The organism is Vogesella mureinivorans, assembly GCF_007644035.1.
Classification (GTDB): Bacteria; Pseudomonadota; Gammaproteobacteria; order Burkholderiales; family Chromobacteriaceae; genus Vogesella; species Vogesella mureinivorans.
Window position 1 is genome coordinate 93010 of the sequence record NZ_VMTV02000577.1, and the last position, 12083, is coordinate 105092.

Below are 12083 nucleotides of genomic sequence, written 5' to 3' on the forward strand. Positions count from 1 at the left end.
AACGCCAGTATCGTCTGCGGCCAACGTTGGCCGCAGGCTCAGAACAGCTGCGGCTGGGTGTCGCCAAAGCGGCTGCGCTGTTCGTGCGCCAGTAGCCAGGCCTTGCGTTGCAGGCCGCCGCCGTAGCCGGTGAGGCTGCCGTCTTTGCCGATAACACGGTGGCAGGGCACGATGATGGCCACGCGGTTGGCGCCGTTGGCACCAGCCACGGCGCGGATGGCGGCCGGCTTGCCCAGGCGGTCGGCCTGCTGCTGGTAGCTGGTTGTGTCGCCGTAGGGGATGGTTTGCAGTGCTTGCCACACTTGCTGCTGGAAGGCGGTGCCGGGCAGGTGCAGGGCTACGCCGAACTGTTGTCGCGTGCCGGCAAAATATTCGCCGATTTCGCTTTCGGCCTGGTGGGTGTGGTCGTTTTCGCCGGCCAGAATGCGGCTGCCCAGCAGGCGCTGCAGCTCGGCAAACTCGCGCTCGTTGCGCTGGCTTACGGCAAACTCCAGCAGGCATACGCCCTGTTCGCTGGCGCAGACAAACATGGGGCCCAGCGGGCTGTGAAAACGGTGTAGCAGCAGGGCAGGTGCGGTCATGGCGATGGGCGGGCAGTCAAGGCAGGCGGCCAGTGTAACGCAGTGGCCGCCTGCCGTAGCCTGGTGCAGTGGCTAGGCGCTTATTTCAGCCGGCGCGGGTTGCTGTTGCCCCATACGGTGTACAGGTCGGCTAGCAGGGCGCCGTTAATGTCTTCCATTTCGGCCTGGGTGATGTCGGCGTTGCCTTGTTTGCCGAACAGCACCACTTCGTCACCCGGCTTTACGCCGGGAACGTCGGTAACGTCCACCATGGTGGTGTTCATCGAGACCTTGCCCACCACCGGCGCGCGCTGGCCGTTGATCAGCACAAAGCCCTTGTTGGTGAACACGCGGCGGTAGCCGTCGGAGTAGCCCATGGGCAGGTTGGCCAGCAGGCTGTCGCGTTTGAGGGTGTAGGTGCGGTCGTAGCCCACGGTATTGCCGGCCGGGTAGGCGTTGACGGCGGCCACGCGGGTTTTGAACGCCATCACGCGGCGGTATTCGGTGTAGCTGGGAATGGTGTCACCGTAGATCAGGCCGCCGGGGCGCACCATGTCGAGGTGGCTTTCCGGCACCTCCAGCGTGGCGAAGGAGTTGGCCGCATGCAGCGTGAGCTTGCTGCGGTCCAGGCCGGCGGTGTCGATCAGCCACTGGCTTTGTTCCTTGAATGCGGCCAACCCTTTGCGCACGTCGGCGGCGTCTTCCACGGCAAAGTGGGTCATGATGCCCACCAGCTGCAGGCCGGGCTGTTTCACCAGCGCCAGCGCGTCCTGGCGGCCTTGTTCGGTGCCCATTTCCAGCCCGTTGCGGCTCATGCCCGACGAGTTCAGGCCCAGGTGGATGCGCAGGGTGCGGCCCTGTTTTTGTGCCAGCTGGCCGGCGGCGCGGGCGTGCGCCAGGTTGCCTACCAGCTCTTCCATGTTGTAACGCAGTGCGCCGCGGATTTCGCCCAGCGTGGCGGTGCGCACGCGCATCAGCCGGCCTTTGAAGCCTTTTTCGCGCACGACGCGGGCTTCTTCATTGCTGGCTACGCCAATACAGGGCACGCCGGTGGCGATGATGGACGGCACCAGCAGCGCGATGCCGTGGCCGTAGGCATCGGCTTTCATCACGGCGCAGATTTGCGATTTACCGGCCAGGCGGGTTTGCAGCTGGCGGATATTGTGTTCGAAGGCGGCTTTGTCGATCTCGACCCAGGCGTTGCTGGCGGGGGCGGTGGCTTCGCTGCGTGCAGCGGTGGCGGCGTCCAGTAGCGGGGCGGCCAGGGCGGGCTGGCTGCCCAGCAGGGTGGCCAGGCTCAGGGCGAGCAGGGTACGGTGAAACGGCATGCTTTCTCCTTTGTGGCGTCGCCGGCGCTTGTTTTGTGTGCGGCTGTCACAGCACTGTCATATTGGCGAGTTGCCATGCTATGTCATTTATGTTTTGTGTGCGTGCGATTAATGCGACATGGATTTATAGAAGATGACGTTTTTTGTATTAAATGTCATACAGTGTCGATACAAACTGGCTGCATTTCGCCGCGCCGGCTGCGCTAGCCTAGGTATGCCGGTACACGGTGTGCCGGCATGGCAAGGAGGTGCACGATATGAGTATTTCAGGCCTTTCTGCTGCCGGTTCTACCATTTACGGTGGCTTTAGCACCGTGGGGAGTGGGGCAGGCAAAATTGCGTCGGGGGTGACGGACATCGCCAGTGGTGTGGTGTCGGTTGCCAGTGGTGTCGCCAGCGGTGTGGAAGAAGCGGGCGATGCGGTAATGGAAGGTATTTCTTTAGGTGGTGAAGCCATTGCCAAGGCAATAGGCGGCACGATCGATACGCTGGTGTAAGGCACAGGCCGGGCATGAGCCTGCCCGGCCTGTGGTAGTTGAGCAGCAGGCAGTGCTGAGTTGTTATGTACTTGGGCCGGTATGGGCCTTGCAGCAAAAAGTGGGGCGGGCCCGGATAGGCACTGGCCATGTTCACGACATTTTTTGCCGCAGGGAAAATACCGGCTGTTTTTTTGCCGTTCCTTGCCTAAGCTCACTTTATGCGCCAGCGCACACGACAAGGAGACCGACTATGCAAGTGGCAGAGCTGTTCGACAAAGCATCCGGCAAACTACCCATGGTACCCAAAGTGGTACAGGAGCTGATTGCCAGCTTCAACGACAATAATGTGAACATGGATGATGTCGCCGACAAGGTGGCGCACGACCAGGTGTTGAGCGCGCGCGTGCTGCGCCTGGCCAACACGGCGCGCTTTGGCGGCAGCCGCAAGATAGGCTCGCTGGAAGACGCGGTGGTGATGCTGGGCTTTGATAACCTGCGGGTGCTGGTGATTGCCTCGGGTGTCAGTGGCGCCACGTCCAATATCCCCGGTTTTGACATGAAAAGCTTCTGGGGCCGCAGTTTCGAGATGGCCAATACCAGCAAGGCGCTCGCCAAGCTGGCGGGGCTGGAGCCGCAGCTGGGTTATACCTGTGGCCTGATGTCCAATATCGGCGAGCTGGTGTTGCACGTGGCCGAGCCGGAAAAAGCCGTGCAGATTGACCGTGTGGTAGATGGCGGTGCCGACCGCCTGGCCACCGAGCGCATGGTGCTGGGCATGGATCTGACCGAGGTGGGGGCGGAGCTGGCGCGGCGCTGGAGCTTTCCCGACGCCATTCAGGATGCGATCCGCAACCAGCATAATCTGGTGCCGCCGGCCGATGCCTCGCCTTACGCACTGCTGATCGGTTTGGCCTCGTATATCGTGGCGGGTTTTAACCGCGGCATGACCGAGCAGGACATGCTGGAAACGGTGCCGCAGCGGGTGGTATCGGCGCTGAATATCCCTGCCGAGCAGATGGAAGCGTCTATCGGCTACCTGAAAGAGATGAGTACGCAGATCGACAGCCTGCTATAGGCAGCGATACGGCAGCACAAACAACAAGGCCCCGCACTGCGGGGCCTTGTGCTTTAGCGGCCTCAGGCCGGCTGGTCGGCAGGGTCTGCCGGCGGGGTCTTGCGCGAGATGACCGAGACAAAGCGGCACTCCAGCTCTTGCATCAGCTCGTCGATACGGATGATCTGCAGCTGGATACGGTCGCCGTTTTCCAGCTCCGGCAGGCCAGGGATGCGCATGCGTACCGGCACGCCGTCCAGGCGAACCAGGTCTTCCTTGATAAAGGTGGCAGTCGGCTCGCTGATGCCTTCCTGGCTGAACCAGCGCAGGCACCAGAAGTACTCCATCTTGTCCTGGAAGCCCAGGTAGGCGCTGTAGGCCGCGTCGAAATCACGCAGCAGGGCAAACAGCATGGCGTCGCCTTGCGGGTACTGTGGCTCGTCGCCACGGATCATGGCCACCAGCTGGCGCTGGTTGACAAAGTCCGACGCGCGGCGCAGCGGCGAGGTGCTCCAGGCGTACTGCGCCACGCCCAGGCCGATGTGCGGCTCGGGGCGGGTGGTCATGCGCACCTTGCCCATGCTTTGCGCGCGGTACATGGCCGGGATGTCGGCCTCGGCCAGCATGCGGCCCCATTCGCTGTTGGCCAGGATCATCAGCTCGGAAACCAGCTTGTCCATAGGCGAGCCGCGCTTGCGGATGGTAATGCGCACCTTGCCGTCTTCCACGGCAAAGTTGTAGTCCACTTGCGGCGGGCGGTTCGGGTCGGGTGTCTTGCCACGGAAAGCTTCGCGGGCGTTGGCAAATTGCCACAGCCAGACCAGCTCGCGCTTGAAGGCGTAGTCGGGGCCAAAGCCGGGTGCGGCCAACGTGTCTTCGTTGAACACCTGCTCCAGCTGGTCGTGGCGCAGGTTGGCCGCAATGTGTACGCGCTCCACGCGGTTTTCAAAGTCCACCAGCTCGAACGACGGCGTCACCTCTACGTACAGGCTCAGTGCCGGGCACGCCTGGCCTTCCTGCAGGGTGAACTGTGCTACCACGTCGTCCGGCAGCATGGTGATCTTGTTACCGGGGAAATACACGGTAGACAGGCGCTGGTGCACGATCTTTTCCAGGTCGCTGTCTGGTGCGATACCCAGGCTAGGCGCGGCAATGTGGATGCCGACGCGGATATGGCCGTTGGCCAGCCACTGTACCGACAGTGCATCGTCGATCTCGGTGGTGGCGGCGTCGTCAATGGAAAACGCTTGTACGTCGGCCAGTGGCAGCGCGTCTGGCTGGGTGGCTGGCGCATACTGGCCAAAGCCCAGGCCTTTGGGAAAGTGCTCCATCTGGAAGCCGGCCATCATGTAGTCCGGTACCGACGGGATACCGCCTACCTTGTCAGCCAGGCGCAGCGGCGGCAGGCTGGTGGCGCGGCTGGCCTGGTCGAAGGCCTTGAATTCCAGCGTGTTTTTGTCGGGGCGGTACAAAATGGCCATCAGGTGGCTGCGGATGGCATCTGGCAGGGTGCCTGCGGCCAGCTCGGCGGCCCAGGCGTCGATCTGCTCCTGCTCGCGCTTTTTGCGCTCGATACCTGCCAGCGCGGCTTTCAGGGTTTCTTCCGGCGCAGCCTTGAAGCGGCCCTTGGCCTTTTTGTAGAAGTACATCGGCGCAGCGTACAGGCGCAGCAGGATGGCGGCGTTTTCCAGCGCATTGGGGGCGTGGCCAAAGTAATCGGCGGCCAGTACATCAAAACCGAACTCGTCGTCGCCGCAGCATTCCCACAGGAAATCCACGTCGATATCGGCAGCAATCGCCTCTGCAGCGGGCAGAAAGTCTGGCAGCGCGCTGCTGAACTCCAGAAACACGTTGGCCGCTTTCAGTTTGGTGCGCTTACCGTGCTGAGTGTCAATTTGCAGGCTGGCATCCGCGCGCGATACCACGCTGCCTACCTTGAAGCTGCCGCTTTCTTCGTAAAAGACGTTCATACTGCCTCTGGCGGGACCAAGTCTGCCCCGTGCTATGAATGAAACGGAAGATTATAGCAGCAGGCTGCGTCACACCGCTTTACTGCCGGTATACTGCGCTTCTTTGTATAAATGTTTGTTTAATTTAGCCATGTCAGCGCAGACCATTCCGCAAACCCTGCTGGGCCTTTCCCAGGAAATGGACCATGTTGGCCGCCAGCTGCTAGACCGTTGGGACCCAGAGCTCGCCCGGCGCTTTACTGCCCTCAGCCAGTGCTTGCAGGGCGTGGCCGAGCAAGGCGGGGCCGGCGAACTGCTGCGCGCCAATGACGAGTTGGCCGCACAGCTGCGCTCGTGGCTAAAACGGCGCCGTGCACCCGACGATATCCTGGGCCTGCGCCAGCAGCTGTCGCTGGTTACCCAGCTGGCAAGCATGCCTGCGCCGCTAAAGCACACCACCAGTGCCGCCGCGCTACGGCAGAACCACCGCTTGTTTCTGTGGGCGGGTGAGCGCGATGTAGATAGCTATCTTGTCGAACAGCTGGCGTGCTTTGGCTACCAGATGGACGTGTTCCGCGACGCCTTGCTGCTGCAGCAGGCCTTGCGGCAGCACACGCCCGGCGCGCTGGTCGTGTACAGCGATTTTGTGGGGGAGGCCAGCCTGTTCCCCCCCGGCATGCCCATGCCCTGCCCGGTGTTGTACGCCAGCCCGCGCCGCGATTTCGAGGCCAGGCTAAAGGCAGTACGCAGTGGCGGCCAGGGCTTTCTGGCCTGGCCACTACAGGTGCGCGAGCTGCTGGATGCGCTGGTGGTGCCGCAGCAACAGGACCGGCGTAACCCGCTGCGTGTGTTGCTGATTGAAGACATGGGCTCGCTGGCCGGCCTGTATTCGGCGGTGCTGAACCAGCACGGTATCCTGACCGAAGAAGTCACCCGCCCCAGCCGTGCGCTGGAGGCGATCGAGCGCTTTCGCCCCGACCTGATCCTGATGGACATGTACATGCCGGAGTGCGACGGCAAAGAGCTGGCGCGCATCATCCGCCAGCAGGGGCTGATGGATGGTATCCCCATTATTTTCCTATCCATGGAAAAGCGGCAGGACATCCAGCTGGATACGCTGTCGCTAGGCGTGGACGGCTACCTGACCAAGCCGGTATCCAGCGACGAGCTGGTGGTGACGGTGATGACCCGTGCGCGCCGTTACCGCAAGCTGCGTTCCTACATCAGTACCGACAGCCTTACCGGCTTGCTGAACCATACCCACCTGTTTGCCCGGCTGGAGTACGAGTTTGCCCGCGCCCAGCGCGAGCGCCTGCCGCTGGCGATGGTGATGCTGGACCTGGACCACTTCAAGCGTATCAATGACAACTACGGCCACCAGGCCGGTGACGAAGTGCTGGTCAACCTGGCGCGCTTCCTGCGCGAGCGGCTGCGCCGCAGCGACCTGATTGGCCGTTACGGTGGCGAGGAGTTTGCGCTGGTGTTACCGGGCATGACGGTAGACCAGGCGTACCGCTTGCTGGAAGCGATTCGTGGCGATTTCGAGCTGCTGGACCAGCAGTCGCCGCGCGGGCGTTTCCGCCAGACCTTCAGCGCCGGCCTGTGCGGTGCGGAAGGCGTTACCGACGTGGTTGCCCTGGTGCACCGCGCCGATGCCATGCTGTACCGCGCCAAGGAGCTGGGCCGTAACCTGGTGGTGGCATGGTCTGCCGAAGCCGGGGCGCATTTGCCGCAGGCAGACTAGGCAGCACAAAGCACAAAGCACAAAGCACAAAGCACAAGGGCGCCTGCGGCGCCCTTGTGCTTTGTCATGCGGCCAACCTTATACCGGGTCGGCCAGGTACATGCGTACGTTGTGGTCGTCCAGCAGCTTTTTCAGGCTTTCCGGCGGCATGGCATCGGTAAAGATGGCGTTGAACTCGCTGATATGGCCCATGCGTACCAGCGCGTTGCGGCCGAACTTGCTGTGGTCGGCAGCCAGGAAGCGGTGGCGCGCGTTGTTCATCATGGCTTGTGCCACGCGCACTTCGCGGTAGTCGAAATCCAGCAGCGAGCCGTCGGTTTCTATCCCCGACACCCCGATCACGGCGTAGTCCACCTTGAACTGGTTGATGAAATCCAGCGTGGCCACGCCGGTAATGCCACCGTCCGAGGCGCGTACCACGCCCGAGGTAATCATCACGGTAAAGTCGGGGTTGGCCGACATGATGGACGCCACGTGGATGTTGTTGGTAATCACACGCAGGCCTTTGTGGCTGGCAGTCAGCGCCTGGGCCACCGCCTCGATGGTGGTGCCGATGCTCATGAACAGCGAGGCATGGTCGGGGATGTTTTCCGCGATCATGTCGGCAATATGGGCTTTTTCGCTTTGCAGCTTGCCCTTGCGCGAGAAGTAGTCTTCGTTTTCTACACTGTTACCCAGTGCCGCCCCGCCGTGGTAGCGGCGTAGCAGGTTGGCTTCACAGAGCTGGTTGATGTCGCGGCGGATGGTCTGCGGCGTCACATCCAGAATGCGTGCCAGTTCCTCGATCGGCATAAAGCCGTTCTCGCGTACCAGCTGCAGGATTTTGTCGTGTCTAGGGGATCGGCTCATGGGGTAGCAAGTTCGAAATCGAAAATTACCCTGAGTCTTTAACATATTTCCGGCGCCGGCGGCAACTTCACCTTGTCATAAACGAATGTTTGATGATGAAAAAACGCCAGTGCGGTAGCACTGGCGTTGGATATTGTTGACAAACGGCAGGCAGCGGTGCTGCTGGCGTTTGCCCAAGTGCCGGCTGATACGGTACTGCCGCTGCCCGTCAGGCTGCCCGCTGGCCGGTAGCGCACGGGCGCTGCACCGCTGGCGGCTAGCCTGTCGCGGCAGGCGGTACGCGTATCAGAAGTTGTACTTGATGGTGGTGATCAGGGCGCGCTGGTAGGTAGCGGAGCCCAGTTTCTGGTCGGCGTAACGGTAGGTCAGGCCACCGGTCAGGCTCTTGGTGGCGTTCCACCACAGCGATACCGCGCCGTTATTAGCCAGTTTGCGGGCATTCACGACCTTGCCATCCTTGGCCATGCCCAGGTAGCGGTCTTCACGATCGAATTCGATTTCGTGCCACTGGGTCACCATCAGGTCCTGGCCTGCCGCCTTGAACGGGAAGCCCAGTACCCAGCCGGCCATCATGCCGTTGCGGTGCGCACCGGCACCTTGCTTGAATTCCTGGTGCGCGCCCAGGAACGGTTTTACCCACAGGCTGCCGGCGGACAGGCTGGTACCCAGGCCCAGTACGCGGTTCTGGTCGTAGAACTTGCCTTCGCGGAAATCGTATACGTGGGCGTAGGCTTGTACCGGCAGGTTGCCGATTTGCGCCACGTTCACGCGGGCCACCACTTTAGACGCGTAGCGACGGTTCTGGCCGCCGTTTTCGCGGGTGTTCTGGTCGGCGTTTTCTACGTCAACAAAGCCGTACAGATCGCCCCAGTTGCCGCCCATGCCGCCTTCGGCTTCCAGGTAGGCAAAGTCTGCCTTGCCGCCAAACGGGCCTTTGTTGGTGCGGTCCTGGGTGTTGGACGACCAGTCCAGCCAGTTGGCGCTAACGTTGCTGAAGGTGTAGTCGGCGTGGGCAAAGCCGGCACAGGAGGCCAGTGCCAGAGCGATGAGGGTAGTGCGAGTTTTCATGATTCTGTTGCTTGCGTGCGTTAAAGATGTTGTCTGACCAGCAAGGCGTGTGCCATGGCTGAAAAACAGGGACGCGGAGCATAGCAGAAAGCGCACATTCTGCGCAGTCAAACGCTTGTTTAGGACAAATGCTGTGTTATTCCTGCGCGTTTGGTGTCATTGCATGACGTTGGGTCATGATTGGCGCATGAAATTACTGGCGGGCCAGCCGTAGTGGCGCAGGTCGATACGGCCGTTGCGGCCAACTTCTACCCCGTCTTCTTCCAGCAGCAGGCGTTGGTAGTCGGCTTGCGGTGTGCCGGGGCGGGCAATGCGGCCACTGCTGCTGACCACGCGAAACCACGGCCAGCCAGCGCCTTCGGGGGCACTGGCCAGCAGCTTGCCCACGTGGCGGGCGTGGCGCGGGTAGCCGGCCAGCGCCGCCAGCACGCCGTAGCTACTGACGCGGCCGGACGGGATGGCCAGCAGTTGGGCCAGCACCGCGCGTGCAAAGGCGGCATCCATCAGCCGTAGCGGCGGTCGGCCACAAAGGGGTTGCTGCGGCGCTCATCCCCTATGGTGGTAAACGGGCCATGGCCGGGTAGCACGGTCATGTCGTCCGGCAGGGCAAACAGCTTGCTGCGGATGGCGTCGATCAGCTGCTCGTGGTCGCCCATGGGGAAGTCGGTGCGGCCGATGCTGCCCTGGAACAGCACATCGCCCACGATACAGAGGTTGGCCGCACGGCTGACAAACACCACATGGCCCGGGGTATGGCCGGGGCAATGCAAGACTTCCAGTGTTTGCTGGCCTACCGTGACGGTGTCGCCCTCGTGCAGCCAGCGCTCGGGGGTAAGCGGCTCGGCGCGGGGAAAACCGAACATGGTGCCCTGGCTGGGCAGCTGGTCCAGCCAGAAGCTTTCTGCCGGGTGGGGGCCTTCTATCGCCACGCCCAGTGCGTCGGCCAGCTCGCGCGCGCCACCGGCGTGGTCGATATGGCCGTGGGTCAGTAGCAGCTTTTCTACCGTCAGCCCTTGTGCATCGATAAAGGCGCGAATACGGCCGATGTCGCCACCGGCATCGACCACCGCGGCCTGGCGGGTTTCGTCGCACCAGATGACCGAGCAGTTTTGCTGGAAGGGTGTGACGGGAATGACCTTTAGCTGTAAAGACATGGCTATAAAATCCTTTGGGGAATTAGATGAGTTCAATTTTGACAGCCGCACCGGTGCAGGTAAAACCCCTTTTGCTGCTTGCCGGCCTGCACATAAAGGGCGATGCTATCTGCAAGCAAACACCGCTTTTGTCATTATCATGCCTGAATTCCCCGCCAAAAAACCTTATCTGCTCCAACACCGCCGTAGTTTCATGCTGATCCTGGCTGTACTGCTTTTGCTGGAAGTGGCCAGCCATGTGTTGTGGCTACCGGCTTTGCCGGAGACCTGGCTATTCAGCGTGGGCGGTTTTGCCGAGCTGACGGTGTTGCTGATCATCTCGGTCATGTTCTGGGGGGTGCAGCGTGACGAGCTGCCGGTCACCGCCTATAACTGGCTGACCTGTGGCCTGGGCTTGTGGCTGGTGAGCGCGGTAGCCGACGTGATGGACGAGCTGGTGTTGCAGCCGCGTTGGCTGTCTGCCTTTGGCGAAGACCTGATGCGTGTGTTCGGCATGTCACTGGTGGCCTGCGGGGTGTTCAGCCTGATGCGCCATGCGCGGCGCGTGCACCTGCAGCTCAATACCCTGGCCCATACCGACGAGCTAACCGGCTTGTATAACCGCCGTTACTTCAACCAGCTCAGCAAGGCCATGCAGCCGCAGGGTTTGTCGCTGATTCTGCTGGACCTGGACCACTTCAAGTCGGTAAACGATACCTTTGGCCATAGCGTAGGCGACCAGGTGCTGCGCGAGCTGGGCCGCATCCTGAGCCTGCATTGCCCCAAGGGCGGGTATGCCTCGCGCCTGGGCGGCGAGGAGTTTGCCGTGCTGCTACCCGCCACGGAGGACGAGCGCCTGCATGCGCTGGCCGAGCAGGTGCGCCAGGCGGTAGCCGACATGCGTATCGGCCATATCGTGCAGCTCACCACCAGCATCGGCATAGGCCAGCTACGCCGCGGGGAAACGCCAGAGCAGCTGCAGCAGCGCACCGACCGTGCACTGTACCGCGCCAAGGCGCTGGGGCGTAACCGGACCGAGTGGGCAGATTGACGGCACTGCTACAATAACGGCAACCCAATCTGTGGAGGCCGTCATGAGCCTGATTCCCGAAATCAAACCGCAGCAGTCGATCGAACTGCTCAAAGAGCTGCACATTCTTACCCGCGACGGCAAGATCAACCAGGACACCCGCCGCAAACTGAAGCAGGTGTACCACCTGTACCAGTTCATCGAACCGCTGATGGCCGACGTGCTTGCGCAAAAAGGCAGCCTGAGCCTGGCCGACCACGGTGCCGGTAAATCCTATCTGGGCTTCATCCTGTACGACCTGTTCCTGAAAGACAAAGCCGACGCCACCGTTTACGGCGTGGAAACACGGCAGGATCTGGTGGACAAATCGGTTGAGCTGGCCGAGCGGCTGGGTTTCCCTGGCATGCAGTTCCTGAATCTCACGGTGGAGCAGTCCATCACCTCGGAAGCGCTGCCGGCGCAGGTGGACATCATCACCGCCCTGCACGCCTGCAATACCGCCACCGACGACGCCATCCGCTTTGCACTGGCCAAGGACGCCCGCTATATCGTACTGGTACCGTGCTGCCAGGCCGAAGTGGCCGCCGTGCTGCGCCAGAAAAAGAACGATACCTTCGGCAAAACCCCGCTGTCCGAGCTGTGGCGCCACCCCATCCACACCCGCGAGTTCGGCAGCCAGCTCACCAACGTCTTGCGTTGCCTGCAGCTGGAGGCGCGCGGCTACCAGGTAACGGTAACCGAGCTGGTGGGCTGGGAACACTCGATGAAGAACGAGCTGATCATTGCCAAGAAAGTCGGCGGGGGCAAAAAGGCTGCGCGCGAACGCCAGGAAGCCATCCTGCGCGAGCTGAACCTGGAAGACCTGCGCGAACGCTTCGCCTACTGAGCC

Annotated in this window: 12 protein-coding genes; 5 read left to right on the forward strand and 7 right to left on the reverse strand. The window is 62.0% G+C overall.

Going from position 1 to position 12083, the window contains the following annotated elements:
- Positions 1–38 precede the first annotated feature (38 nt).
- Positions 39–581 (reverse strand): methylated-DNA--[protein]-cysteine S-methyltransferase, encoded by a 543-nt coding sequence (locus FLQ44_RS15050; RefSeq protein WP_147695060.1) that lies wholly within the window; start codon positions 579–581, stop codon positions 39–41.
- 80 nt (positions 582–661) lie between these two features.
- Positions 662–1888: an alanine racemase gene (alr, locus tag FLQ44_RS15055; RefSeq protein WP_147695061.1), complete on the reverse strand. Its 1227-nt coding sequence runs from the start codon at positions 1886–1888 to the stop codon at positions 662–664.
- Between the two features lie 257 nt (positions 1889–2145).
- On the opposite strand from alr, the gene FLQ44_RS15060 reads away from it, so the two are divergent.
- On the forward strand, positions 2146–2385 hold the full coding sequence (locus tag FLQ44_RS15060; protein WP_147695062.1) for a hypothetical protein: 240 nt from the start codon (positions 2146–2148) through the stop codon (positions 2383–2385).
- A gap of 232 nt (positions 2386–2617) precedes the next feature.
- Positions 2618–3442 carry an HDOD domain-containing protein gene (locus FLQ44_RS15065; RefSeq protein WP_147695063.1) on the forward strand — a complete coding sequence of 275 codons (825 nt, stop codon included), beginning with the start codon at positions 2618–2620 and terminating at the stop codon, positions 3440–3442.
- A gap of 62 nt (positions 3443–3504) precedes the next feature.
- On the opposite strand, the gene FLQ44_RS15070 is transcribed toward FLQ44_RS15065, so the two are convergent.
- A complete protein-coding gene (locus tag FLQ44_RS15070) occupies positions 3505–5391 on the reverse strand; it encodes a ribonuclease catalytic domain-containing protein (RefSeq protein ID WP_147695064.1) in 1887 nt (628 codons plus the stop codon).
- A gap of 130 nt (positions 5392–5521) precedes the next feature.
- Here FLQ44_RS15070 and FLQ44_RS15075 point away from each other — a divergent pair, with 130 nt between their 5' ends.
- Complete coding sequence (locus FLQ44_RS15075; RefSeq protein WP_240801298.1) at positions 5522–7114, forward strand: GGDEF domain-containing protein; 1593 nt, start codon at positions 5522–5524, stop codon at positions 7112–7114.
- Positions 7115–7192: 78 nt separating this feature from the next.
- Here the strand turns inward: FLQ44_RS15075 and FLQ44_RS15080 are convergent, their stop codons facing one another.
- The 4 genes from FLQ44_RS15080 to FLQ44_RS15095 form a co-directional block, all read right to left on the reverse strand.
- A complete protein-coding gene (locus FLQ44_RS15080; protein ID WP_017507526.1) occupies positions 7193–7963 on the reverse strand; it encodes a DeoR/GlpR family DNA-binding transcription regulator in 771 nt (256 codons plus the stop codon).
- Positions 7964–8248: 285 nt separating this feature from the next.
- A complete protein-coding gene (locus FLQ44_RS15085; RefSeq protein ID WP_147695065.1) occupies positions 8249–9031 on the reverse strand; it encodes an outer membrane protein OmpK in 783 nt (260 codons plus the stop codon).
- Between the two features lie 174 nt (positions 9032–9205).
- A complete protein-coding gene (locus FLQ44_RS15090; RefSeq protein WP_147695066.1) occupies positions 9206–9535 on the reverse strand; it encodes an MGMT family protein in 330 nt (109 codons plus the stop codon).
- Positions 9535–10185 carry an MBL fold metallo-hydrolase gene (locus tag FLQ44_RS15095; protein ID WP_147695067.1) on the reverse strand — a complete coding sequence of 217 codons (651 nt, stop codon included), beginning with the start codon at positions 10183–10185 and terminating at the stop codon, positions 9535–9537. The genes FLQ44_RS15090 and FLQ44_RS15095 overlap by 1 nt, the downstream gene beginning before the upstream one ends.
- Positions 10186–10378: 193 nt before the next feature.
- On the opposite strand from FLQ44_RS15095, the gene FLQ44_RS15100 reads away from it, so the two are divergent.
- Complete coding sequence (locus FLQ44_RS15100) at positions 10379–11215, forward strand: GGDEF domain-containing protein (RefSeq protein WP_170252989.1); 837 nt, start codon at positions 10379–10381, stop codon at positions 11213–11215.
- A gap of 43 nt (positions 11216–11258) precedes the next feature.
- On the forward strand, positions 11259–12080 hold the full coding sequence (locus tag FLQ44_RS15105; RefSeq protein WP_147695069.1) for a class I SAM-dependent methyltransferase: 822 nt from the start codon (positions 11259–11261) through the stop codon (positions 12078–12080).
- Positions 12081–12083 lie beyond the last annotated feature (3 nt).

Excerpts from the sequence above, each read along its gene's own strand:
- FLQ44_RS15050 (WP_147695060.1), bottom strand. The coding sequence starts at position 581 with ATGACCGCACCTGCCCTGCTGCTACACCGTTTTCACAGCCCGCTGGGC.
- alr (WP_147695061.1), bottom strand. The coding sequence starts at position 1,888 with ATGCCGTTTCACCGTACCCTGCTCGCCCTGAGCCTGGCCACCCTGCTG.
- FLQ44_RS15060 (WP_147695062.1), top strand. The coding sequence starts at position 2,146 with ATGAGTATTTCAGGCCTTTCTGCTGCCGGTTCTACCATTTACGGTGGC.
- FLQ44_RS15065 (WP_147695063.1), top strand. The coding sequence starts at position 2,618 with ATGCAAGTGGCAGAGCTGTTCGACAAAGCATCCGGCAAACTACCCATG.
- FLQ44_RS15070 (WP_147695064.1), bottom strand. The coding sequence starts at position 5,391 with ATGAACGTCTTTTACGAAGAAAGCGGCAGCTTCAAGGTAGGCAGCGTG.
- FLQ44_RS15075 (WP_240801298.1), top strand. The coding sequence starts at position 5,522 with ATGTCAGCGCAGACCATTCCGCAAACCCTGCTGGGCCTTTCCCAGGAA.
- FLQ44_RS15080 (WP_017507526.1), bottom strand. The coding sequence starts at position 7,963 with ATGAGCCGATCCCCTAGACACGACAAAATCCTGCAGCTGGTACGCGAG.
- FLQ44_RS15085 (WP_147695065.1), bottom strand. The coding sequence starts at position 9,031 with ATGAAAACTCGCACTACCCTCATCGCTCTGGCACTGGCCTCCTGTGCC.
- FLQ44_RS15090 (WP_147695066.1), bottom strand. The coding sequence starts at position 9,535 with ATGGATGCCGCCTTTGCACGCGCGGTGCTGGCCCAACTGCTGGCCATC.
- FLQ44_RS15095 (WP_147695067.1), bottom strand. The coding sequence starts at position 10,185 with ATGTCTTTACAGCTAAAGGTCATTCCCGTCACACCCTTCCAGCAAAAC.
- FLQ44_RS15100 (WP_170252989.1), top strand. The coding sequence starts at position 10,379 with ATGCTGATCCTGGCTGTACTGCTTTTGCTGGAAGTGGCCAGCCATGTG.
- FLQ44_RS15105 (WP_147695069.1), top strand. The coding sequence starts at position 11,259 with ATGAGCCTGATTCCCGAAATCAAACCGCAGCAGTCGATCGAACTGCTC.